This window comes from Nonomuraea sp. NPDC047529, assembly GCF_040642995.1.
In the GTDB taxonomy this organism is placed as follows: Bacteria; Actinomycetota; Actinomycetes; order Streptosporangiales; family Streptosporangiaceae; genus Nonomuraea.
Window position 1 is genome coordinate 180,830 of sequence record NZ_JBEYTJ010000012.1, and the last position, 23,685, is coordinate 204,514.

The window sequence follows — 23,685 nt, forward strand, 5'->3', positions numbered from 1 at the left end:
CTCACGCCCTGTCGAGCGCGAGGTTGAGTTCGAGCACGTTGACCGCGGGCTCGCCCATGAAGCCGAGGACGCGGCCGGTGGTGTGCTCGCCGATCAGCCCCTTGACCCGGGCGAGGTCGAGGCCGCGCTCCCTGGCCACACGGGGCGCCTGGAGCTCGGCGTAGGCGACCGAGATGTGCGGGTCGAGACCGGAACCGCTGGCCGTGACCGCGTCGGCGGGGACGACCGCCCTGGCGTTCCCCCTGACGGGCACGGTCCGCCCGGCGGAGTAGTCCTCACCCGGCCTGCCGCACTCGACCGTGACGCCCTGGTAGGAGGCGACGAACGGGACGGCGGGGCACGCCTGGTTGACGCTGACGACCCGGCCGGGGAAGACCTTCAGCACCGCGCCGACCCCGTCGGCCGTGCAGTACGGGCGGGCGCCGCTGACGCCCTCCAGCTCGCCGGCCGCCCTGGAACGGGCGCAGACCCGGGTGAGCAGCGACTGCCTGCCCTCCCCGCCCGCGCCCGGCAGCGTGTCCACGACGTCCTCAGGACCGAGGTTGCTCGCCCCCGACGAGGTCGGGTCGTAGCCGTCGCCGGCGGCCGAGGGACGGGACTGGAAGTACGTCCTGACCGGGTTGCCGTCCTTGTCGGTGAAGGACTGGCCGATCAGGGCGCTGCCGTGGCCGCCATCGACGATCGAGCCGTTGGCCCGGCCGTTGAACAGCGCCTGGGCGACGCCGGTGGTGACCAGCGGGTAGACGACGCCGAGCAGCGCGGTCAGGACGGCGACGGCGCGCAGGGCGGCGAGGTGCTGGCGGACCCAGCTTGGCAGGCGTTCCATTTATGACATCCCCGGAAGGAACTGGATCAGCAGGTCAATGAGCTTGATGCCGGCGAAGGGGGCGACGATGCCGCCCAGGCCGTAGACGTACAGGTTGCGGGAGAGCAGTTTGGAGGCGCTGGAGGGCCGGTAGCGCACTCCGCGCAGGGCCAGTGGGATGAGCGCGACGATGACCAGCGCGTTGAAGACGACCGCCGACAGGATGGCCGACTGGGGGCTGGCCAGGCGCATGACGTTGAGCGCGTCCAGGCCCGGGTAGACGGCCGCGAACATGGCCGGGATGATCGCGAAGTACTTGGCGATGTCGTTGGCGATCGAGAACGTGGTCAGCGCGCCCCGGGTGATCAGCAACTGCTTGCCGATCTCGACGATCTCGATGAGCTTGGTCGGGTTGGAGTCCAGGTCCACCATGTTCCCGGCCTCCTTGGCGGCCGAGGTGCCGGTGTTCATGGCCACGCCGACGTCCGACTGGGCCAGGGCGGGGGCGTCGTTGGTGCCGTCGCCGGTCATCGCGACCAGGCGGCCGCCCTCCTGCTCCTTCCTGATCAGGGCGAGCTTGTCCTCGGGGGTGGCCTCGGCCAGGAAGTCGTCCACGCCGGCCTCGTCGGCGATGGCCTTGGCGGTGAGCGGGTTGTCGCCGGTGATCATGACGGTGCGGATGCCCATGCGGCGCATCTCGTCGAAGCGTTCGCGCATGCCCTGCTTGACGACGTCCTTGAGGTGGATGACGCCGAGCACGCGGCCCCGCTCGGCCACGACCAGCGGGGTGCCGCCGGAGGCGGAGATGCCGTCCACGATGTGGCCGACGTCGTCGGTGGGGTGGCCGCCGTTGTCGCGCACCCACTTCATGACCGCGGTGGCCGCGCCCTTGCGGACCTCGCGACCGTCCAGGTTCACGCCGGACATGCGGGTCTGCGCGGTGAACTGCACCCATTCGGCGCCGTGGATCTCGCGCTCGCGCAGGCCGTACCGCTCCTTGGCGAACACCACGATCGAGCGGCCCTCGGGGGTCTCGTCGGCGAGGCTGGAGAGCTGGGCGGCCTCGGCGAGCTCCTGCTCGCCGATCCCCTCCACGGGGACGAACTCGGCCGCCTGCCGGTTGCCCAGCGTGATCGTGCCGGTCTTGTCCAGCAGCAGCGTGGACACGTCGCCCGCGGCCTCGACCGCGCGTCCCGACATGGCCAGGACGTTGCGCTGGACCAGGCGGTCCATGCCGGCGATGCCGATGGCCGACAGCAGCGCCCCGATTGTCGTCGGGATCAGGCAGACCAGCAGCGACACCAGCACGATGCCGGTGACGCCGTTCGCATCGAGCGCGACCGAGTCGGGGACGCCGGGGTTGATCTGCTTGGAGTAGATCGCCAGCGGCTGCATGGTCACGGTGGCGACGAGGAAGACGATCGTCAGGGCGGCCAGCAGGATGTTGAGCGCGATCTCGTTCGGCGTCTTCTGCCGGTTCGCGCCCTCGACCAGGGCGATCATGCGGTCGATGAAGCTCTCGCCGGGCTTCTGGGTGATCTTGACGACGATCCGGTCGGAGAGCACCTTCGTGCCGCCGGTCACCGCCGAGCGGTCGCCGCCCGACTCGCGGATGACGGGCGCGGACTCGCCGGTGATGGCCGACTCGTCCACCGAGGCGATGCCCTCGACCACGTCGCCGTCGCCGGGGATGACCTCGCCGGCCTCGACCACCACCAGGTCGCCCTGCCGCAGGTCGGGCGCGCCGACCCGGTCCCACTCGGTCCCGCCGCCGGCGCGCAGGCGGCGGGCCTGGGTGTCGGTCTTGGCCTTGCGCAGCGTGGCCGCCTGCGCCTTGCCGCGCCCTTCGGCGACGGCCTCGGCCAGGTTGGCGAAGACCACGGTCAGCCACAGCCACACGACGGTCGCCCAGGCGAAGAACGACGGCTCGACGACCGCCAGGACGGTGGTGAACACCGCGCCGACCTCGACGATCAGCATGACGGGGTTGCGCCACAACGTGGCCGGGTTCAGCTTCCTGACCGCGTCGGGGAAGGACCTGACGAGCTGCCGGGGATCCAGCAGGCCGCCGCCCACGCGGCCGTCCCGGCGCGCGGGGGAGGGTTTGTCCAGTACGGGGGTTGACATGTCAGGACAGTCCTTCTGCGATCGGGCCGAGCGCGAGTGCCGGGAGGAAGGTGAGGGCGACGAGGACGACCGTCACGCCGACGACCATGCCGACGAACTGCGGCCGGTGCGTGGGCAGCGTGCCGGCGCCCTCCGGGACGGGCGACTGCGCCGCCAGCGAGCCGGCCAGGGCCAGCACCAGGATGATCGGCAGGAACCGGCCGAAGGCCATGCACAGGCCGAGCGCCACGTCGTACCAGGGGGTGTTGACGGTCAGGCCGCCGAAGGCCGAGCCGTTGTTGTTGGAGGCGCTGGTGAAGGCGTACAGCACCTCCGACAGGCCGTGCGGGCCGCCGTTCAGCATGCCCGCTCGCTGCTCCGCCGAGCCCATCGCGGCGGCGGTGCCGATGAGCACCAGGGCCGGGGTGACCAGGAAATACAGGGAGGCGAGCTTGATCTCGCGGGCGCCGATACGCTTGCCCAGGTACTCGGGGGTGCGGCCGACCATCAGGCCCGCCACGAAGACGGTGATCACGGCGAGGATGAGCATGCCGTACAGGCCCGAGCCGACGCCGCCGGGCGCGACCTCGCCGAGCATCATGTTGACCATCGTCATCATGCCGCCGAACGGCGTGTAGGAGTCGTGGAAGGAGTTCACCGCCCCGGTCGAGGTGAGCGTGGTCGCCGCGCCGAAGGTGGCCGAGTTGGACACCCCGAAGCGCAGCTCCTTGCCCTCCATCGCCGCGCCCACGGCCTGCGGGACGGTGGCGTTCCCGGACAGCTCGAAGACGTTGGTGAGGATCACGCTGGTCAGCGCGAGGACGCCCATCACGGCGAGGATGGCGTACCCCTGGCGGACCTGGCCGACCAGCCGGCCGAAGGTGCGGGTGAGCGAGAACGGGATCACCAGGATCAGGAAGATCTCGAACCAGTTCGTCCAGCTCGTGGCGTTCTCGAACGGGTGGGAGGAGTTGGCGTTGTAGAAGCCGCCGCCGTTGGTGCCCAGTTCCTTGATGACCTCCTGGGAGGCCACCGGGCCGCCGGTGATGCCCTGCGTTCCGCCGGTCAGCGTGGTCAGCTCGTGCACGCCGGAGAAGTTCTGCACCAGGCCGCCCGCGACCAGCACCAGCGCCCCGACGAACGCGATCGGCAGCAGGATGCGCAGCGTGCCGCGGACCAGGTCGACCCAGAAGTTGCCGATCGTGCCGGACCTGCGGCGGGCGAACCCGCGGACGAGGGCGACCGCGACCGCCATGCCGACGGCCGCCGAGACGAAGTTCTGCACGGCCAGGGCGGCCATCTGGGTCAGGTGGCCCATCGTGGACTCGCCCGAGTAGGCCTGCCAGTTGGTGTTGGTGACGAAGCTGATCGCGGTGTTCCAGGCGATGTGACCGGTGACCGGTTCCATGCCCAGGCTGAGCGGCAGCTTGTCCTGAAGGCGCTGGAGACCGTACACGACCAGGACGGAGACGACCGAGAAGGCGAGCAGGCCGCGCGCGTAGACCGGCCAGCTCTGCTCGGCGTCGGCGCGCACCCCGAGCAGCCGGTAGATCCCGCGCTCGACCGCGTTGTGCCTGGTCGTGGAGTAGACGCGGTACATGTGGTCGCCGAGCGGCTTGTGCACCAGCGCGAGCGCGGCGATCAGCGAGGCTATGAAGATCATTCCTGCGACGGTCGTGCTCATCAGAACCGCTCCGGGAACAGCAGGGCGGCGACCATGAAGATCACCAGGGCCGCGGCCACCACGAGACCGGTGGCGTTGATCGCGCTCACAGGCGCTCCACCGCCTTCACCACGAGCCCGAAGACCACGAAGACCGCGATCGTCAGGGCGACGAAGATGACGTCTGCCATCCCCACTCCTCAGCTCTGGAACATTTCCTTACCGCCCGGAATGAGCGGTTCCAGACCAAGGAAAACCCGGGAAAAGCCCCGTTTGGCGTTTCTTGACGGCTTCCCTACGGCGGCGGCCCGATTCTTCACGCGATCCATACGCGGACCCCTCCGCGCGGCGCGTCAGCCCACGTGGACGTGCGGGCGGCGCTCCAGGTCCGGCTCCGCCTGGCGCAGCACCTCCCGGGTCAGCGGCGGCACGTCCCCGCCGCCGAAGACCAGGTAGCGCAGCATCGCCACGACCGGGTTGCCCTCGGTCCAGTGGAAGTAGATGTGCGGCACCGAGCCGGTCCGGTCGCGCAGGTGGAGCAGGAGCGCGGCCAGCGAGTTGGGCACGGCCGAGCTCTCGATGGTGAGGATCCGGTGCCCGTACCGCTCCTCGCCCCTGACGTGCAGCTCGGTCTCGAACTCGGACGCGTCCGGCACCGAGACCTCCACGAACAGCACCGGCTCCGAGCTGCGCAGCCGGTGGTTGAGCCAGGTCTCGCGTAGTTTGTCGTGGTACTCGTCCTGGTCGCGCTGGTGGGGCTCGTTCGCGATCAGGTGGAGGTCTCCGCAGGCGTCGTTGACGTACTGCTCGGCCAGCGCGTCCAGGCGCACCTCGGTCACCCGCAGCTCCGTGGAGCGGGTGGCGCGGGAGATCAGCGAGGTGACGACGATGGCCGCGATGAAGAACGAGGCGATCTTCACGCCGTCCGGCCGCTCGATCACGTTGTCGACCAGCGTGTAGACGAGCACAGCCGTGATCACGGAGAAGCCGGCCGTGGCCCCGCGCTGCCCCTTCTTGTACGCCGACAGGGTCACCGCGACCGCCGCCGACAACATGAGCACCAGCACGCCCGTGGCGTACGCGCCTCCCTGGGCCTCCACGTCCGCGTCGAAGATGATCGTGATGGCGAACGCGATCACGGAGAACACCAGGACCAGCGGACGGACCGCGCCGGTCCACTCCGGGGCCATGCCGTAGCGGGGCAGGTAGCGCGGCACCAGGTTGATCAGCCCCGCCATGGCCGACGCCCCCGCGAACCACAGGATCGTGATGGTGGAGACGTCGTAGACGGTGCCGAACCAGTCGCCCAGGTAGCCGTGCGCCAGATAGGCCAGGGCCCGGCCGCTCGCCCTGCCGCCCTCCTCGAACTCCTCGTGCGGGATCAGCACGGTGGTGACGAAGCTGGAACAGATCAGGAACACGCTCATGATGGACGCCGCGACCGTGAGCATCCGCTTGGTGCCCTTGATCCGCTGCCCGACCTCGCCCTTGACCACCGGCATCACCGCCACGCCGGTCTCGAACCCCGACAGGCCGAGCGCCAGCTTGGGCATCACCAGCAACGACAGCCCGATCATGGTGAGCGGGCTGCTGAAGTCGAGGTTCAGGGCACGCTGCCAGTCCACGACCACCTGCGGCGCCTGGACGACCCGGGTGAGGGCGGTGGCGACGACGACCGCGTTCAGAGCGAGGTAGACGAGGACGAGCAGCACCGCGATGCCGATCGCCTCGCTGAAGCCCATCAGGAACACCCCGCCGAGCGCGGCCAGCAGCACGAGCGTGACGATCACCCGCCGCCCGGCCAGGAAGTCGGGCACGAAGGGGTTCTCCAGGATGTGCGCCGTGGCGTCGGCCGCCGACAGCGTCATGGTGATGACGAAGTCGGTGGCCGCGAACCCGAGCAGCGCCAGGACGAAGATCTTGCCCCACCACTGCGGGGCGAGCTTCTCCAGCATCGCGATCGAGCCCTGGCCGTACGGGCTCTCGGCGGCGACCCGGCGGTAGACCGGCAGCGCGCCCAGCAGGGTGAGCGCGACCAGGAACAGGGTGGCCAGGGGCGACAGGAACCCGGCCGCCAGGGCCGCGATGCCGGGCTGGTAGCCCAGGGTGGAGAAGTAGTCGACGCCGGTCAGGCACATGACCCGCCACCACGGGTGCTTCACATGGGGGCCGTGCTCGATCTGCCCGCGGTCGGTCTGCAGGCCCTGGAGGAGCCAGGAACGCAGCGTTCCTTCCGTAGCCGCCGGCCGTTTCGCCAGCACCATTTCCGGTCATCCCCCCGTCAAGGCCGCGTAAATACGCATCGCACCCTAGCGACGGTTTGAGGGGGTTTGGCCGAGTCAGGGCGTCAAGAAAACGTATGGATGCGTAGGGAGACGGGGGCCGTTCGGCCTGGAGTTCAGCGCTCGGGGACGACCGGAACTCCAGTGGCCGACCCGCCCCCATGACGCCTCCATCCGAATGGAAATGTCCATCCAGCACAACGCATCAAGGGGGAGGGACCGCCTTTTCGCCGTCGCCCGGCGTCGCCGGTCGGGGGTCAGGCGTCCCAGGCGACCGGGAGGCTCTTCATCCCGTAGATGTCGGCGGTCTCCGGGCGCAGGGCGACCTCCTCGGCCGGTACGGCCAGCCTCAGCGTGGGGAAGCGGTTGAGCAGGGCGGGGAAGGCGACCCGCATCTCGACGCGGGCGAGCTGCTGCCCCAGGCACTGGTGGATGCCGTGGCTGAAGGCCAGGTGGCCGCCGTTCTGCCGGCGCAGGTCGAGCGTGTGCGGGTCGGGGAAGCGCTCGGGGTCGCGGTTGGCGGTGCTGAGGGACAGGATGACGGTCGAACCGGCCTTGACGGTGTGGCCGCCCAGCTCGACGTCCTCCAGCGCGACCCGGTGGAACTGCTTGGCGACGCTCAGGTACCGCAGCAGCTCCTCCACGGCGCCGTCCACGAGCCCGGGGTCGTCGCGCAGCGCGGCGAGCTGGTCCGGGTTCTGCAGCAGCGCGAACGTGCCCAGCGCCAGCATGTTCGCGGTCGTGTCGAACCCGGCCGACAGCAGGATCAGGGCCATCCCCTGCAGCTCCTCGTCGGTGAGGTCGCTGTCGAGCAGGTCGCTGAGCACGTCGTCGGTCGGGTTGGCGCGCTTGGCGGCGACGAGCTGGGCGAGGTACTGCTGGGTCGCGAGGTAGGCGGCGATCAGCTCGTCGTCGCCGACCTCCCCGCCGAGGAACTTGTCGATGTTCTCCTGGAAGAAGCCCCGGTCCTCGTACGGAACCCCGAGCAGCTCGCAGATGACGACGGCGGGGATGGGCTTGGCGAACGCGGTCACCAGGTCCGCCTGGGTGCCGGCCTTCTCCATGGCGTCCAGGTGCTCGGCGGTGACCTGCTCGACGCGTTCGGTCAGCAGGCGCATGCGGCGGACGGTGAACTTGCCGACCAGCGGCTTGCGGTACCGGCTGTGCTGCGGCTCGTCCATGAGCAGGAACTCGCCGGGCGGCGCCGGGGGCACCTCGATGTCGCCGTAGTCGATCAGCGGGTGCTGGACCATGAGCTCCTTGCGGGAGCTGAAGCGCGGGTCGGCCAGGACCGACCGGGCCAGGTCGTAGCCGGTGACCAGCCAGCCCTCGTGGCCGCTGGGGAAGGTGAAGCGGCTGATCGGGCCGTGCTCGCGGGCCTCGACCAGGGCCTCGGGCGGGTCGAACGGGCAGCCGCGGCGGCGCTCGGTCGGCATGGAGGCGAGGGTGTGGAGGGAGTCGGTCATGGTCGTTCCTTCACGTCCTAGGAGATCTTGCGGCGGTAGGTGTTCATGGCGAAGAAGTAGGCGACGACGAGGATGCCGACGCACCAGGCCAGGGCGATCCAGATGTCGTTGCCGACCGGCTGCTCGCTGAACAGGGCGCGGACGGCGTTGACGATGGAGGTCACCGGCTGGTTCTCGGCGAAGACCCGCACCACGGTGGGCATGGTGTCGGTGGGCACGAACGCCGAGCTGAGGAACGGCAGGAAGATGAGCGGGTAGGAGAACGCGCTCGCGCCCTCCATGGTCTTGGCCGACAGGCCGGGAATGACGGCGATCCAGGTCAGCGCCAGAGTGAACAGGATCAGGATGCCCGCGACCGACAGCCACGCGAGCACTCCGGCCCCCGAGCGGAAGCCCATGAGCAGGGCGACGAGCATCACGACCACGAGGGAGATCAGGTTGGCGATCAGCGAGGTCAGCACGTGCGCCCACAGCACGGACGAGCGCGCGGTCGGCATCGACTGGAAACGCTCGAAGATGCCGCCCTTCATGTCCATGAACAGCCGGTACGCGGTGTAGGCGATGCCCGAGGCGACCGTGATGAGCAGGATGCCGGGCAGCATGTAGTTCACATACGAGTCCGACCCTGTTCTGATCGCGCCGCCGAAGACGTAGACGAACATGAGCATCATGGCGATCGGCATGATCGCGGTCGTGATGATGGTGTCCGGGCTGCGCGTGATGTGGCGCAGTGACCGTCCCAGCAGGACGGTGGTGTCACCGAAGAAGTGCTTGCTCATCGTGGTTGTCCTTAGGCTTTCGTGCCGACGAGGGTGAGGAAGACGTCCTCCAGGGTCGGCTGCTTCTCGACGTACTCGACCTTGGCGGGCGGGAGGAGCTGCTTGAGCTCGGCGAGGGTGCCGTTGACGATGATCCGGCCCTCGTGCAGGATCGCGATCCGGTCCGCGAGCTGTTCGGCCTCGTCCAGGTACTGGGTGGTGAGCAGCACCGTCGTGCCGCGTCCGGCGAGCTCCTTGACGGCCTGCCACACCTCGATGCGGGCCTGGGGGTCGAGCCCCGTCGTGGGCTCGTCGAGGAAGATGACCGGCGGGTCGCCGATGAGGCTCATCGCGATGTCGAGGCGGCGTCGCATGCCGCCCGAGTACGTCGCCACCTTCCGCCCGCCCGCCTCGGTCAGCGAGAACCGGGTGAGCAGATCGTCGGCGATCTTCCCCGGGTTCTTCAGGTGCCGCAGCCGGGCGACCAGCACCAGGTTCTCCCGCCCGCTGAGGATCTCGTCCACGGCGGCGAACTGGCCGGTCAGGCTGATGGACTCGCGCACGTCCGCGGCCTGCTTGGCGACGTCGAGGCCGTTGACGGTGGCCGTGCCGGCGTCGGCTTTGAGCAGCGTGGCCAGGATCTTCACCATCGTGGTCTTGCCGGCTCCGTTGGAGCCGAGCAGGGCGAAGATGCTGCCCCGCGCCACCTCGAAGTCCACGCCGCGCAGGACGTGCAGCTCCTTGTACGACTTCTCCAGGCCCCGCACGCGGATCGCCTGGACCGGCTGTGCCGTCATCGGACGGTCCCTCCTTCTTCTCCGGTTCGCCATCTACCTAGCACTGCTGAGTACTGCTACATAGTGACACGGACTAGCGGTACTTAGCAACGCTGAATAGCCGAGGCCGATGTGCAAGTGCCGTGCCCGGTGAGCTGTTCATGCGTAGAGCATCGTCGGGCGCGCTGACACGGCGCCGACGTCGTGCTGACACGGCGCCGCCACGGACCCGCCGGATGTCAGGACGAAATGAACCTTTCACCGCCTCCGAGACGTTCGCGCTGGTCGCCGCGGTCTGTCGAGGGCCGATCTTGCGGTGGGGGCGAGCCCTGTCGTGCAATTCACGGTGATCGCTTCTCACACCTTCACGAGGGGAGAGCTGGTGCGTCGCAGAATCACCGCCTTGGCGCTTGTCGCGGTCACCGCCCTGGCGCCTGTCCTGGCCACGAGTACGCCGGCACACGCCACATCCACGCTCCAGGTCGTCTACACCAACCTGCCCTACGACATCTGCCTCTCCTTCGGCAGCTCGGGCCAGGAGAACGGACGCTGGCAGACCTGGTGGTGCAGCACGCACTATCCGCAGAGCTACCCGGGCTCCTCCACCTACGACCTGTGGGCGTACGTGGACTGACGCCTTCTCCCCGGGCTCGTGGCCGTCGGCCGAGCTCGGGGGGTGGGGGGTTCGGGTGGATATTTAGTCAAAAAGTTGCGCACATGGGCAATTAGGCCCGAATCTATGATCTCGGGGTCGGGTGGCACAGAGATCATGAGGGCACATGGGGACCAAGCGGGGCGCGGGGGCAGCCATCGGCTGGGCGGCGCTGTCGATCGTGATTCCGGGCGCGGCCCATCTGCGGGCCGGGTACCGCGTGCTCGGGCTGGCGCTGCTGGGGCTGTTCCTGGCCGCGGGCGTCGCGGTGGCCGCCGTGACGATCTCGGCGGGCGGCTGGGCCGTGGCGACGCAGGCGACCTGGGCCAAGGCGATCGGCGGCGGCGCGATCGGCGTCGGCGTCGCGTGGGGGCTGCTGGTGGTCGCCTCGTACACCGTGCTGCGGCCGCGGCGGCGGCTGATCTGGTCGGACGGCCTGGCGCTGCTGCTGGTCGTGGCCGTGGTGTCGCCGTTCGTGGTGGCCTCGCAGACGGTGTCGCAGATGGACGCGGCGCTGACCGACGTGTTCGACGCCCCGGAGCCCACCCCCATCAACCACGAAGACCCCTGGGCCGGACGTACCAGGGTGAACATCCTGCTGCTCGGCGGCGACGGCGCACGCGGCCGCACCGGGACGAGCATCCGTACCGACAGCCTCAACGTGGCCAGCATCGACGTCAGGACCGGCGAGACCGTGCTGTTCGCGCTGCCCAGGGAGATGGAGAACGCGCCCTTCCCCAAGGACAGCGTGATGGGCAGGCTGTTCCCGCCGCCCAAGGGCTTCTACGTCCAGGGGGCGGGCCGCGGGTCGGAGGACCTGCTGAACGGCGTCTGGGCCTACGCCGACACCCATCCCGCGCTGTTCCACAACGCCCCCACCCGGGCGCCGGAGGCCGTCAAGGGCGCGGTCGGCCAGATCCTCGGCCTCAAGATCGACTACTACGTGCTGGTCAACATGTGGGGCGTGGCCCGGCTGATCGACGCGCTCGGCGGCGTGCGCATCCACGTCGAGCAGGACATCTGCTACGGCGTCGGCCGCAGCGACGGTGGCGTCATCAAGGCGGGCACCCGCCGGCTGAACGGCAACGACGCGCTCTGGTACGGCAGGGCGCGCGACCATGACGGCTCCAGCTGCGCCGGCGGCGACAACCACGCCCGGATGCGGCGCCAGCACTGCGTCATCTCCGCCATGCTCGACCAGCTCGACCCGGCCACCGTGCTGCTGAAGTTCAAGCAGCTGGCCGGCGCGGCCCGGCAGACGTTCAGGACCGACATCCCGCGCGGGCTGTTGCAGGACCTGGTGCCGCTGGCCGACAAGGTCAAGGGCGGGCGGGTCGGGACGTTGTCCATCGTCCCGCCACGCTACAACCCGGCGTATCCGGACTTCCCGCGCATCCGCGCCGACGTCCGCAAGGCCATCGCCCGCTCGCACCGCGCCCCCGTCGCCATGGGAACGCCGTCCGCGGGACCGTCGAGCACGCCGTCCGGTACGCCGTCCGCCAGGCCCACCAGGACGGCGATGGCGTCGTCGGGGAAGTTGTCGGACTCCTGCGCGGCCTAGTCGATCCAGGCCCACAGGCAGACGTCGAGCACGCACACCAGCGCCCACACGATGAGCGCGGCGACCCTCCGATGCTCCCCTGCACGCATGTGTTCGCCCTAGCGGTCCGGCCCGGCATGACGGTTGCCACATTGCGCAACTCTACAACTGTCTGCGGGGGTTCAGTACGGCGAGCACTCCGCCGTACAGGACGGCCACGAGCGCCAGCCACAGACAGCTCGTGACGGGCAGGGCGGTCAGGCCGACGGGAGCGGCCAGCGGCGAGAGCGGCAGCAGCAACGCGATCGCCGCGAGCGACCCCGCGGCCAGCCACAGCGGCGGGGAGACCGGGGCGACGGGCCGCAGCAGCAGCATGATCACGGCCTGGGTGAGCAGGTTCTCGATGAACCAGCCCGTGTGGAAGGACCGCTCGTCGACCACGCCGACGACCTGGGTCAGGACGGTGAAGGTGGCCAGGTCCACGCCGGCGTTGAGCGCCCCGAAACCGGCGATGAACCCGAGGATGCCGCGCGGACGCAGCCCGAACGGCCCCCGCAGGACGGCCGGCGCGGCCCGGTCGAAGGCGAAGGCGAGCTGGGCGACGTCGAAGCAGACGTTCTGCAGCAGCACCTGGACCGGCAACATCGGCAGGAACGGCAGCGCCAGCCCGGCCGCCAGCATCGCGATCACGTTCCCGAGGTTGGACGACAGCGCGATGCGCAGATAGGTGACGATGTTGCCGGTGCTCCGCCGTCCGGCGACGATCGCGTGGTCGATCGCCGACAGGTCCTTGCCGGCCAGCACGACGTCGGCGGTCTCGCGGGTGACGTCCACGGCGGCGCGCGGGCAGATGCCGACGTCGGCGGCGCGCATGGCGGGCGAGTCGTTGACGCCGTCGCCGAGGAAGCCGACCATGTGCCCGGCCTCGCGCAGCACCCGGACGACGCGGGCCTTGTCGTCCGGGGTGCAGCGGGCGATCACCGTGGCCCGTTCGGCGGCGGCGGGGGTGAGGTCGGCCGCCTCGATCACCGCTCCCACGTCGAGGCCCAGCTCCCGGCACGTCCGGGCGGCGGTGGCCGGGTGGTCGCCGGTCAGCACCTTCAGGGCGATGCCCCTGCGGGCCAGCAGCGCCAGCGCGGCGGCGGCGTCCGGCGACGGCTCGTCGACGAGGGTGAGGAATCCGGTGAGCCTCAGCCCGCCCTCCGCGACGGGATCGCCGGGGGAGTGCCCGGCGTACTGATCGGCGTACTGATCGGCGTGCTGATCGGCGTGCTGATCGGACACGGCGACCGCGAGCACCCGCGCACCGGCTTCGGCCAGGGCTCGGGCGACCTCGCCCGCCCGCAGTCGGTCACCCGGGCTCATCGCGCACCGGCCGAGCACCGCCTCCACGGCGCCCTTGACCACGACGACGTTCGCGCCGCCGTCCCGGACCACCGCGCGGGAGAGCCGCTGGGCGGGATCGAAGGGGGTGGCCTCCAGCCCTTCGGTGCCGCCCAGGTCGGGCGCGCACTCCAGGATCGCCTCGTCCAGCGGGTCGGGGATCGGGGGATCGGTCAGGTGCAGCGTCCAGAAGCTGTTGACGGCCGCCCAGCGCAGCACCTCGGGATCCGGCGCGCCGCCGGGGCCGACGGACGCGCTGAGCACGGGCCGGTCCCGCGTCAGGGTGCCGGTCTTGTCCATGCACAGGACGTCGATCGCCCCCACGTCGTGCAGCGCGGGCAGCCGCTTGACGATCACGCCCCGGTGGGCCAGCAGCGCCGCTCCCCGGGCGAGCGCCGTGGTCACCACGACCGGCAACATCTCGGGCGTCAGCCCCACGGCCACCGCCACCGCGAACGGCAGCGCCTCCAGCCCCTTGCCGCGCAGGACCGCGCCGGCCACCAGCGCCACGGGCGGGATGACCAGCATGAGCCGGACCAGGATCCAGGAGATGCCGTTCACCGACTGGTCGAAGGCCGAACGCCCGCGCGCCGGAGCGTGGTGGGCGCCGGCGAACAGGGTGCCGCCTCCCGTGGCCGTCACCACCGCGAGCGCGCTGCCGGACGCCACGCTGCTGCCCTGCCAGCACAGATGGTCGTCCCCCTCGGGCAGGTCGCGCGCCCGCTTGGGCACGGGCGCGGACTCGCCGGTCAGCGCCGCCTGGTGCACGGTCAGGCCGGCGGCCCGTAACAGCCGCACGTCGGCGGGGACCAGGTCGCCCGGCCCCAGCTTGATCACGTCGCCGGGGACGAGCTGGTCGACGGGGATCTCCCGCTCCCGCGGCTCGCCTCCGTCGCGGGGGCGCCGTCTCACGGTGGCCGTGGTGGCCACGAGCCTGCGCAGGGCCGCGGTCGAGCGGTCGGCGCGGAACTCGCCGTTGGAGCGCAGCAGGCAACTGGCCGCCACCAGCAGGACGATGACGCCCGTCGTCCCCCAGGAGGTGATGGCGGCGGAGACGAGCCCCAGCGCGAGCAGCGTCATGGTGAACGGGTCACGCAGGCTGCGGGCCAGGCGGCGCGGCCAGGACACCGGCCGCTGGGCGGGGATCGTGTTCTCGCCGCGTTCCAGCAGGCGGGCCTCGGCCTGCGCCTCCGTCAGGCCGCGTGGCCCGGTGTCGAGCAGGCGCAGGGTCTGGAGCTGGCTCAGCGTGGCCGGACCGCCGGCCCTGGTCGGCGCGTCAGGCGCCCAGACCATGGACGCGTCCTCCGGAGGCGCCGGCCCGTTGCGAGAGCCGCCCGACGAGGCCGCGCACGGTGGCCACGACGTCCTCGTCGTCGATCAGGTAGACGACCCTGCGCCCCTCGCGGCGGGAGCGGACCAGGCCGGCCAGTTTCAGCTTGGCCAGGTGCTGGCTGACCGCGGGCAGCGCGCCGCCCACCCGTTCGGCCAGCCCGGACACGTCGCACTCGCCCTGCGCCAGCGCCCACACGATGTGCAGCCTGGGCGGCGAGGCCAGCAGCGCGAAGGCGGCCGCGGCCTCGGCCAGCACCTCGGCGGGCGGGTCAGGGGTCGTTGTGCCGGCCACCTTCACTCCTTTTTCGGACAGGTGACAAGTCTAGGCGCGCGGCGGCCGGCGCCCCGGCCGCTACCGGCTCTCGCAGAGGTCGGCGGGCGGCCTGCCGACGGCCAGCCGGAGGGCGCTCTCGATGAACCGGCTGTTCTGCTTCTTGGTTACCATCTCCGACTGGGTGAGGGAGCCGGTCACCGCGACCCGCTTCTTCGGCACGTAGACCTGGAACGCGCCGAAGAAACCGCTGTGCCCGTAGGCCGCGTCGCCCGTCGCCGTCAGCCGGGCGATGCCCAGCCCGTACGGCGAGCCGGCCTTGACGCTCTGCGGGGTGCTGCGCACCATCGTCCGGAGCGTCGCCGGGCGCTTGAAGACCTTGCCCTCGAACAGGCCGCGCATGAACCGGTTGAGGTCGGCCCCCGTGGAGACCAGGCCGCCCCCGCCGAACGTGTCGAACGTCGGGTTGAAGTCGTAGGTGTCACGCTCCCCGAGGTAGTTGTGGGCGCGCGGGCCGCGGGGCGCCTCCGGGTGTTCGAGGTAGGTGCGGTCCATCTTCAGCGGACGCAGCAACATCGACCGGTACACCTGGTGCAGCGGCTTGCGGGCGGCCTTCTCGATGACCAGCCCGGCCAGGACGTAGCCCGTGTCGGAGTAGTGGTAGCCCTTGGCGGGCGCGAAGTAGGGCTTGCCCGAGCGCAGCGCCCAGTCCACCAGTTCCAGGGGCTTCCAGGTCTTGTCCGGGTGGTCGAGCACGTACTGGAACCATTTCTCGTCCCCGACGTAGTCGTACAGGCCGGCGGTGTGGTCCAGGAGCTGCCGGACGGTGATGCGCGACCCGTACGGGATGCGCGCGACCAGCTTCCGGTCCAGGTACGTGCCGATGGGGGCGTCCAGGCGCAGGTCGCCGCGTTCGGCGAGCTGGAGGGCGACGGCCGCGGTCATCGTCTTGGTGACGCTGGCCGCCCGGAAGGCGTCGGAGGGGCGCAGGGGGCGTCCGCCGAGCTCGTACACGCCGGCCGCGCCGTCGAAGCTGCGGCCGGGGCCGGTCACGGTGAGGATCGCGCCGGGCACGGGCGGCTTGACGACGCCGTCCAGTAAGCAGCGGAGCTGCTCGTCGGTGGCGTCCTGGGCCGCGGCGGGGACGCGGGCCGTCCGGGCGAGGGCCGGGGCGGCGAGCCCGCCGCTGAGCACCACGCCGGCCAGGACGGCGGCGAACAGGCGAGATTTCTGAACCTGGTGGCGAATTTTTGACCGCATGGCCAGGATTTAATCCAGATGGTATGAGTGAGACAAGAGGTTCGCCCGGATTCTGCGGTTTCCCGTACCGAGGAGGTGCCGCCATGCCCGAGGCTTCCGGCTGGGACGATTCCCTGCTCCCCCGAGAGCGCGAGGTGCTTGCCCTGATGGCCGAGGGCTGGTCCAACACCGGCATCGCCGACCGGCTCTTCGTGTCGCTGAGCGCGGTGGAGAAGCACGTCACTGCGGTGTTCGCCAAGCTGGGGCTGCCCGCGTCGGCGGCCGGCAACCGGCGGGTGCTGGCGGTGCTGCACTACCTGGCGGCGACCGGCCGGCCCGGGGAGGAACGCGGAACCGTGCCGGGTGGGGGAAACCGCACAGTCGGCGGCCGGGGCTTGCCGCGCGACGTCCGTCAGGCTTGAATCCTGGCCATGCGGTCAAAAATCGATCAGGACAGCCAGAAGAAGGCCTCGTTCATCGAGGAGGCCCGGCGACGGCAGATCGTGGAGGGCGCCATCTCCACCATCGCCAGCACCGGGTTGCCCCAGGCGTCGCTGGCCCGGATCGCCCAGGACGTCGGCGTCAGCAGAGGCGTGATCTCCTACCATTTCGCCGGCAAGGACGAACTGATCCAGCAGGTCGTCAATGCCCTGTTCGCCGAGACCAACCGGTTCATCAAGGCCCGGGTGGACCGGGCGCCGGACGCCCCGCACCGGCTGCGCGCCTTCATCGAGGCCAGTTTCGAGTTCATGGCGGCCAACCGCGCCAACTTCGTCGCGCTGGTGGACATCTGGGGCAGTTTCGGATCGCCGGAGGCCAAACGCCGCTTCAACGCCGACATGTACGACCCGTGCCGCCGCCACCTGGAGGGCATCCTGCGGCGCGGCCAGGACAGCGGCGACTTCCGCGACTTCTCGCCGCGCACGCTGGCCGCCACCGTGCAGGGCGCGATCGACGGCGTGATGCTCCAGTGGGTCTTCGACGAGGAGGCCATCGACCTGTCCGACTGCGCGGCCGAGCTGGCGATGATGTTCGACATGGCCACCCGGCGGCGGGCATGACCGCCGCGCCGCCGCCCGGTGGGGGAGCTGCCGGGAACGTCGCAGGGGGGCTCGGTGGGGGAGTGGCCGGGCATGTCGCGGGGGGCCTGGGTGGGTTGCTTCGGGAGCGGGCCGTCGCCCACGGTGACCGTGTGCTGTTCCGCTTCGCCGGGGTCGAGACCACCGTCGCGCAGGTGGAGGACCGCACCGACCGGCTGGCGGCCGTGCTGGCCGCGCACGGCGTCCGCCGGGGCGACCGGGTCGCGGTGATGCTGGACAACGGCGTCGGGTTCCCGGTCGCCTGGCTGGCGATCGCCAGGCTCGGCGCGGTGATCGTCCCGCTGAACCCGGGCTACCGCAGCGCCGACCTGGCTCACATCGTCAAGGACTCCGGCCCGGTGCTGGCCCTGGCCGGCTCGGCCGCCGCGGCGCAGGCGCTGCTCGCGCTGGACTTCGGCGAGGTCGGGCTGCTCGATCCCGCCGACGCCGGGCCCGCACCCGACCCCGTACAGGCCGGCGCCTTCGACGCGGGCGCCGAGGCGGCCGTCGCGGCCGGCTTACGCGACCTGCCCGACGTCGGCTGGGACGACCTCCTCAACCTCCAGTACACCTCGGGCACGACCGGCTTTCCCAAAGGCTGCATGCTCACCCACCGCTACTGGCTCCACCTGGCCGAGCTCGCGGCCGACGTCGCCGCCGTCACGCCGGACGACGTGGACCTCACCGCGCAGCCCTTCCACTACATGGACCCGCAGTGGAACACGGTGCTGTGCCTGCTGACCGGCATCCCGCTGGTGATCCTGCCGCGCTTCTCCGCCTCGGGCTTCTGGCCGTCGGTCCGCGAGCACGGCGCCACCTTCTTCTACGTCCTCGGCACGATGCCGCTGCTGCTGCTCAAGCAGCCGCCCGACGCCGGACTGGACCGCTCCCACCGCGTCCGGCTCGTCCTGTGCTCGGGGATCACACCCGCCCTGCACGCCACGATCGAGGAGCGTTGGGGCGCGCCCTGGCGGGAGGCGTACGGCAGCACCGAGGCTGGGGTGGTGCTGGCCGTCCGGCCCGAGGACACCGCGTGCGTCGGCACCGGCGCGATGGGGTCGCCCGTTCCCGGCAAGGAGGCCAAGGTCGTCCGGGAGGACGGAACCGACGCCGCGGACGGCGAGGTCGGCGAGATCGTGGCCCGCGGCGCGCCGATGCTGACCGGCTACTGGAACCGGGACGAGCCGCTGCTGCGCGACGGCTGGTACCCCATGGGCGACCTCGGTTACCGGGACGCGCGCGGCCACTACCACCTGGTCGGGCGGCTCAAGGACATGATCAGGCGTGGCAGCGAGAACATCGCCGCCGCCGAGGTGGAGGCGGTCCTGACCGGCCACCCGGCCGTGCGCGCCGCCGCCGTGGTCCCGGTGCCGGACGAGCTGTTCGGCGAGGAGGTCAAGGCGTTCGTCCAGGTCGCCGAGCCCGTCGAGCCGCGCGAGCTGGTGGCCTACGTCCGCGCGCGGCTGGCCGCCTTCAAGACGCCGAGGTACGTGGAGTTCGTCGAGGCGTTCCCGATGACGCCGTCCGAACGCGTCGCCAAACACCTGCTGCCCGCCGGACGCGGCGGCGCCTACGACTCCCGGGAGGAAGACCGATGAGCACCGATCTGCGGGTGCGCCGCGCCGGCTCGGCCCTGGTGGTCGCCTTCGACCGGCCCGAGGTGCTCAACGCCTTCCGGCAGCGCACCTACGGCGAGCTGGTCGCCGTCCTGGACGAAGCCGCCCGCGACGACACGGTGGGCGCGGTCGTGCTCACCGGCACCGGCCGCGCCTTCTCGGCCGGCACCGACCTGAAGGAGGCCGGCGCGCAACTGGCCGCCGGGTCCGACGCCGACCTGGTCGAACGGATCGCCGCGCTCCAGGACCTCACCCGCCGCTTCACCGCCCACCCCAAGGTGATCATCTCCGCGGTCAACGGGATCGCGGTCGGCGTCGGCGTGGAGCTGGCCATCGCCAGCGACCTGCGACTGGCCGGCCACGCCGCCTCGTTCGCCTTCAAGGAGGTGCACCGCGGCCTGTTCCCGAGCAACGGCGTCCTGTACGCCCTGCCCCGCCTGATCGGCCACGGCCGCGCGGTGGACCTGCTGCTGTCGGGCGAGACCGTCGACGCCGCCGAGGCGTACCGGGCCGGGCTGGTCAGCCGCCTGGTCCCCGACGCCGACCTGCTCGACACGGCGTTGGAGCTGGCCGAACGCGTCGCCGCCGCCGCGCCCACCCCGGTACGCCTGATCAAGAAGGCCATGCGGCGGGTCTGGGAGCTGGACCTGGAACAGGTGCTCGACCTGGAGACCGAAGGGCTGCTGGCCTGCCTGCGCGGCCAGGACGTGCTCGAAGGCGTCCGGTCCTTCGTCGAGCGGCGTCCCGCCGTCTACCGCGGAAACTGACCGTCCTCGCGATCAATGAGACCCCGGCCCGCCCATGGGCCGGGGTCCGACCTCCCCTTTCCGAGAACAGCAGGGAGCCGAACGCCAATGACCGGGCACGACAGCGGAGGATCGCTCCACCGCGGACTCAGACGACGGCACATGACCATGATCGGGCTCGGCGGCGTCATCAGCGCCGGCCTGTTCGTCAGCAGCGGCAAGGTGATCGCCGACACCGGCCCGGCGGCGCTGGTCGCCTACGCCCTGGGCGGCCTGATCGTCATCCTGGTGATGCGGATGCTCGGCGAGATGGCCGCCGCCCGGCCCTCGGCGGGCTCGTTCGCCGACTACGCCCGTACCGCCCTCGGCCCGCGCGCCGGGTTCCTGGTGGGCTGGTGCTACTGGCTGTTCGCCATCGTCGCGGTGGCGTTCGAGGGGGTGGCGGGGGCCAAGCTGCTGCACTCCCTGTCCGGCGGCATCCCGGTGCTGCCGGCGGCCGTCGCGCTGCTGGCCGCCCTCACCGCGGCCAACCTGGTCTCGGTGCGGCTGTTCGGCGAGACCGAGTTCTGGCTGGCCTCGGTCAAGGTCGTGGTGATCGTGGCGTTCCTCGCCGCCGGGGCGCTGTACGTCCTGGGCCTGTGGCCGTCCGCCGGGGCCGGGGCCGGGCTCGCCACGCTGACCGGGCACGGCGGGTTCGCCCCCAAGGGCTGGGGCGCGGTCCTCACCGCCCTCGTCACCGTGCTGTTCTCCTACTTCGGCGCGGAGATCGTCACCATCGCGGCCGCCGAGTCGGCCGAACCGGCCAAGGAGGTCGCGCGGGCCACCCTGCGGGTGGTCTGGCGAGTGCTGATCTTCTACGTCGGCTCGGTGCTGGTCATCCTGGCGGTCGTGCCGTGGGACCGGGTCCCGGCCAACGGCGCCGACAGCCCGTTCGCGACCGCCATCGCCGCGCTCGGCGTCCCCGGCGCGGCGACGCTGATGACCTGGGTCGTCCTGGTCGCGGTCGTGTCGGTGATGAACGCCGCGCTGTACGCCGCCTCGCGCGTCCTGCGTGCCATGGCCGCCCGCGGCGACGCCCCCGCCGCGGCGGGCCGGGTGCGCGCGTCCGGCGTCCCCGCGCCCGCGCTGCTCGGCGGCGCCGTGCTCGCGCTGGCCCTGATGGCCGGTGCGGGCGCGGCCGGTGACGACGCCTTCGACCTGCTGATCAACACCGCCGGGTTGCTGGTGTTGCTGCTCTACGTCTTCGTCGCGCTCAGCCAGCTCCGGCTGCGCCGCCGTATGGAGGCCGAGTCGCCCGAGCTGCTCAGGCTGCGGATGTGGGGCTTCCCCTGGCTGAGCCGGGTCGTGGTGGCGCTGCTGGTCCTGGCGTTCGCCGCGGTCGCCTCCTCCGCGGAGGCGCTGCCGGTCGTCGGCGCGGTCGCCGTGGCCGTCGGCGGCACCCTGCTCGCCTACGAGATCAGGTCACGCCGCAAGGAGCCCGCCGACGCCGCCGCGGTGGCGCGACGTCCAGGCGTCTGACACCCCCGATCACCGCCGGTTCCCTCTGTACGAGCCCCGAGCGGGCCAGTATAGAAGTTGCGAAAATTCGCAATTTGTTGAACACTAATGTTCGAAAGGCTGGTGCGGAGTCGCGCCGGACGTCGGCAGAAGGCGGGGACCAGGGGTGAGCGAGGCGTTCGCTGCGGCGATCCGGCGCCGGGTGGATGAGGCGGCCGGCGCGCTGCACGCGGCCGAACAGGACGGCGACGCCGACGCGGCGCTGGCGGCCGCCGGAGGGCTGGACGAGGTGCTGCGGATGGCCCGCGCACACGGGGTGGACACGGACCGGAGCCCCGATCCCGCCCCGGCCCGCCAGGCCGCGGAGGGAGAGGAGTCGCGCTGATGTCCGTCCCCCTGTACGAGGCCAAGGCCGAGCTGTTCCGCCTGCTGGGGCATCCGGTGCGCATCCGCGTCCTGGAGCTGCTCCAGGACGGGCCGATGCCGGTGCGCGACCTGCTGGCCGAGATCGAGGTGGAGCCCGCCGGCCTGTCGCAACATCTGGCGGTGCTGCGCCGCTCGGAGCTGGTCACCGCGCGCCGTGACGGATCGACCGTCGTCTACGCGCTGTCCGGCGGGGACGTCGCGGAGCTGCTGCGCGCCGCCCGTCACCTGCTCCAGGCCAAGCTCTCGGGCCGGCACGCGCTGCTGAACGAGCTGCTCGAGTCGGAGGCCGGCGAACGGTGACCCCAGTGCTCCGGGCGGGCTGGGCCCGTCTGCGCCCCGTTCTGCCCGCCCGGGCCGATCTGGCCGCCTTCGGCCGTCATCCGCGCCGTGACCTGCTGGCCGGGCTGACCGTGGCGATCGTGGCGCTGCCGCTGGCGCTCGGCTTCGGCATCTCCAGCGGGCTGGGCGCGCAGGCGGGGCTGGCCACCGCGGTGGTGGCCGGCGCGCTGGCCGCCGTCTTCGGCGGCTCCGCGCTGCAGGTGTCCGGGCCGACCGGGGCGATGACGGTGGTGCTGGTGCCGATCATGCACGCGTACGGCGCCTCCGGCGTGCTGACGGTGGGGGTGCTGGCCGGGCTGCTGCTGCTCGGCCTGGCCCTGGCGCGGGCGGGCCGGTTCATGATGCTGGTGCCCGCGCCGGTGGTGGAGGGGTTCACCCTGGGCATCGCCTGTGTGATCGGCATGCAGCAGGTGCCCGCCGCGCTCGGCGTTCCCACACCCGGGGGCGACAAGGTGCTGGCCGTGGCCTGGCAGGCGATACGCGACTTCGCCGCCCGTCCGAACTGGGCCGCCTTCGCCATGACCGCGGCGGTGGCGGCGCTGATCCTGGTCGGCGGGCGTCTCCGGCCCTCGGTGCCGTTCTCGCTGCTGGCCGTCGTCGCCGCCACCCTCGTCGCGGAGCTGGTGAACCTGCCGGTGGCGCGCATCGACGCCCTGCCCGCGGGGCTGCCCGCGCCGTCCCTGGAGTTCCTGGACGTGGCCGCGCTGAGCTCCCTCGTCGCCCCCGCGTTCGCCGTGGCCGCGCTGGCCGCGCTGGAGTCGTTGTTGTCGGCCGCGGTCGCCGACGGCATGAGCGTCAACCATCGGCACGACCCCGACCGCGAACTGTTCGGCCAGGGCGTGGCCAACCTGATCGCCCCGCTGTTCGGCGGGCTCCCGGCCACCGGCGCGATCGCCCGCACGGCGGTCAACGTGCGCGCGGGCGCCTCCTCCCGGCTGGCCGCGCTCGCTCACGCCGCGATCCTGGGCGTGATCGTGTTCACCGCCGCCGGCCTGGTGGCCCGCATCCCGCTGGCGGCCCTGGCGGGCGTGCTGCTGGCCACCGCGGCGCGGATGGTCGAGGTCGGCTCGGTGCGCGCGATGTTGCGGTCCACCCGCGCCGACGCCGTCGTCCTGGCCTCGACCGCGATCGCCACGCTCGTCCTGGACCTGGTCACCGCCGTCATCCTCGGCCTGATCGTGGCCGGGGCGCTCGCGCTGCGCGCCATCGCCCGCGACGTCCGCCTGGACACCGTGCCCCTGCGGGCCGACCTGCCGGACGACCATGACGCCGAAGAGCACGAGCTGCTGGCCGAGCACATCGTCGCCTACCGGCTGGACGGGCCGCTGTTCTTCGCCGCGGCGCACCGCTTCCTGCTGGAGCTGTCGGAGGTCGCCGACGTCTCGGTGATCATCCTGCGCATGTCCCGCATCACCACGATCGACGCCAGCGGCGCCCTGGTGCTCGGCGACGCCATCACCCGCCTGGAACGACGCGGCATCATCGTGTACGTCTCCGGCATCCGGGACGGCCATCACCGGCCACTGCGCGCCCTGGGCACGATCGCCCGGCTGGACGAGGCGGGGCAGGTGTTCGCCTCCACGCCGGAGGCCATCGCGGCGGCCCGCCGCCATCTCCACCGGACCGGCGTCCTGCCCTCCGCCACCGGCTGAACCCCGCCGGCATCTGCGGACCAGGTGGCATGAACCTGACTTTTCCGTCACTCGGGTT

Annotated in this window: 20 protein-coding genes and 1 pseudogene; 10 read left to right on the forward strand and 11 right to left on the reverse strand. The window is 71.5% G+C overall.

Annotated elements, in window-relative coordinates; all coding sequences use genetic code 11:
• Position 1: 1 nt before the first annotated feature.
• From ABZ815_RS21405 to ABZ815_RS21440, 8 genes are all read right to left on the reverse strand, one after another.
• Complete coding sequence (locus tag ABZ815_RS21405) at positions 2 to 826, reverse strand: potassium-transporting ATPase subunit C (protein WP_357700423.1); 825 nt, start codon at positions 824 to 826, stop codon at positions 2 to 4.
• Positions 827 to 2,932, reverse strand: a complete 2,106-nt coding sequence (kdpB, locus tag ABZ815_RS21410; protein ID WP_357700425.1) for a potassium-transporting ATPase subunit KdpB — start codon at positions 2,930 to 2,932, stop codon at positions 827 to 829.
• Position 2,933: 1 nt separating this feature from the next.
• Positions 2,934 to 4,595, reverse strand: coding sequence for a potassium-transporting ATPase subunit KdpA (gene kdpA / locus ABZ815_RS21415; protein WP_357700427.1), 1,662 nt, complete (start codon positions 4,593 to 4,595; stop codon positions 2,934 to 2,936).
• Positions 4,595 to 4,684, reverse strand: coding sequence for a K(+)-transporting ATPase subunit F (gene kdpF / locus ABZ815_RS21420; protein ID WP_357700429.1), 90 nt, complete (start codon positions 4,682 to 4,684; stop codon positions 4,595 to 4,597). Before kdpF ends, kdpA begins: the two co-directional genes overlap by 1 nt.
• A gap of 242 nt (positions 4,685 to 4,926) precedes the next feature.
• A complete protein-coding gene (locus ABZ815_RS21425) occupies positions 4,927 to 6,837 on the reverse strand; it encodes an amino acid transporter (RefSeq protein WP_357700431.1) in 1,911 nt (636 codons plus the stop codon).
• 275 nt (positions 6,838 to 7,112) lie between these two features.
• Positions 7,113 to 8,321: a cytochrome P450 gene (locus ABZ815_RS21430; protein WP_357700433.1), complete on the reverse strand. Its 1,209-nt coding sequence runs from the start codon at positions 8,319 to 8,321 to the stop codon at positions 7,113 to 7,115.
• Between the two features lie 17 nt (positions 8,322 to 8,338).
• Positions 8,339 to 9,100 carry an ABC transporter permease gene (locus ABZ815_RS21435; RefSeq protein WP_357700435.1) on the reverse strand — a complete coding sequence of 254 codons (762 nt, stop codon included), beginning with the start codon at positions 9,098 to 9,100 and terminating at the stop codon, positions 8,339 to 8,341.
• Positions 9,101 to 9,111: 11 nt separating this feature from the next.
• On the reverse strand, positions 9,112 to 9,876 hold the full coding sequence (locus ABZ815_RS21440; RefSeq protein WP_357700437.1) for an ATP-binding cassette domain-containing protein: 765 nt from the start codon (positions 9,874 to 9,876) through the stop codon (positions 9,112 to 9,114).
• A 382-nt stretch (positions 9,877 to 10,258) separates the two neighbouring features.
• On the opposite strand from ABZ815_RS21440, the gene ABZ815_RS21445 reads away from it, so the two are divergent.
• Positions 10,259 to 10,489 carry a hypothetical protein gene (locus tag ABZ815_RS21445; RefSeq protein ID WP_357700439.1) on the forward strand — a complete coding sequence of 77 codons (231 nt, stop codon included), beginning with the start codon at positions 10,259 to 10,261 and terminating at the stop codon, positions 10,487 to 10,489.
• A gap of 145 nt (positions 10,490 to 10,634) precedes the next feature.
• Entirely contained in the window at positions 10,635 to 12,068 is a 1,434-nt protein-coding gene (locus tag ABZ815_RS21450; protein WP_357700441.1) for an LCP family protein, read from the forward strand.
• A gap of 141 nt (positions 12,069 to 12,209) precedes the next feature.
• Here the strand turns inward: ABZ815_RS21450 and mgtA are convergent, their stop codons facing one another.
• The 3 genes from mgtA to ABZ815_RS21465 are packed head-to-tail and all read right to left on the reverse strand — an operon-like array spanning position 12,210 to position 16,293.
• Positions 12,210 to 14,723 carry a magnesium-translocating P-type ATPase gene (mgtA, locus tag ABZ815_RS21455; RefSeq protein ID WP_357700443.1) on the reverse strand — a complete coding sequence of 838 codons (2,514 nt, stop codon included), beginning with the start codon at positions 14,721 to 14,723 and terminating at the stop codon, positions 12,210 to 12,212.
• A complete protein-coding gene (locus ABZ815_RS21460; RefSeq protein WP_357700445.1) occupies positions 14,707 to 15,054 on the reverse strand; it encodes a metalloregulator ArsR/SmtB family transcription factor in 348 nt (115 codons plus the stop codon). The genes mgtA and ABZ815_RS21460 overlap by 17 nt, the downstream gene beginning before the upstream one ends.
• Before the next feature lie 60 nt (positions 15,055 to 15,114).
• Positions 15,115 to 16,293 (reverse strand): serine hydrolase domain-containing protein, encoded by a 1,179-nt coding sequence (locus ABZ815_RS21465; RefSeq protein ID WP_357700447.1) that lies wholly within the window; start codon positions 16,291 to 16,293, stop codon positions 15,115 to 15,117.
• A gap of 113 nt (positions 16,294 to 16,406) precedes the next feature.
• Between ABZ815_RS21465 and ABZ815_RS21470 the strand changes: the two are divergent.
• The 8 genes and pseudogenes from ABZ815_RS21470 to ABZ815_RS21505 all read left to right on the forward strand — a co-directional run.
• Positions 16,407 to 16,694: pseudogene (locus tag ABZ815_RS21470) on the forward strand (helix-turn-helix transcriptional regulator); the annotation flags it as partial.
• Positions 16,695 to 16,703: 9 nt separating this feature from the next.
• A complete protein-coding gene (locus ABZ815_RS21475) occupies positions 16,704 to 17,333 on the forward strand; it encodes a TetR/AcrR family transcriptional regulator (RefSeq protein WP_357700449.1) in 630 nt (209 codons plus the stop codon).
• Positions 17,330 to 18,949, forward strand: a complete 1,620-nt coding sequence (locus ABZ815_RS21480) for an AMP-binding protein (protein ID WP_357700451.1) — start codon at positions 17,330 to 17,332, stop codon at positions 18,947 to 18,949. The genes ABZ815_RS21475 and ABZ815_RS21480 overlap by 4 nt, the downstream gene beginning before the upstream one ends.
• On the forward strand, positions 18,946 to 19,734 hold the full coding sequence (locus tag ABZ815_RS21485) for an enoyl-CoA hydratase/isomerase family protein (RefSeq protein WP_357700453.1): 789 nt from the start codon (positions 18,946 to 18,948) through the stop codon (positions 19,732 to 19,734). Before ABZ815_RS21480 ends, ABZ815_RS21485 begins: the two co-directional genes overlap by 4 nt.
• A gap of 141 nt (positions 19,735 to 19,875) precedes the next feature.
• Positions 19,876 to 21,231 (forward strand): amino acid permease, encoded by a 1,356-nt coding sequence (locus tag ABZ815_RS21490; protein WP_357700455.1) that lies wholly within the window; start codon positions 19,876 to 19,878, stop codon positions 21,229 to 21,231.
• A gap of 145 nt (positions 21,232 to 21,376) precedes the next feature.
• On the forward strand, positions 21,377 to 21,595 hold the full coding sequence (locus ABZ815_RS21495) for a hypothetical protein (protein WP_357700457.1): 219 nt from the start codon (positions 21,377 to 21,379) through the stop codon (positions 21,593 to 21,595).
• Entirely contained in the window at positions 21,595 to 21,936 is a 342-nt protein-coding gene (locus tag ABZ815_RS21500) for a metalloregulator ArsR/SmtB family transcription factor (RefSeq protein WP_357700459.1), read from the forward strand. Before ABZ815_RS21495 ends, ABZ815_RS21500 begins: the two co-directional genes overlap by 1 nt.
• Entirely contained in the window at positions 21,933 to 23,627 is a 1,695-nt protein-coding gene (locus tag ABZ815_RS21505; protein WP_357700461.1) for a SulP family inorganic anion transporter, read from the forward strand. The genes ABZ815_RS21500 and ABZ815_RS21505 overlap by 4 nt, the downstream gene beginning before the upstream one ends.
• The last annotated feature ends 58 nt before the right edge of the window (positions 23,628 to 23,685 follow it).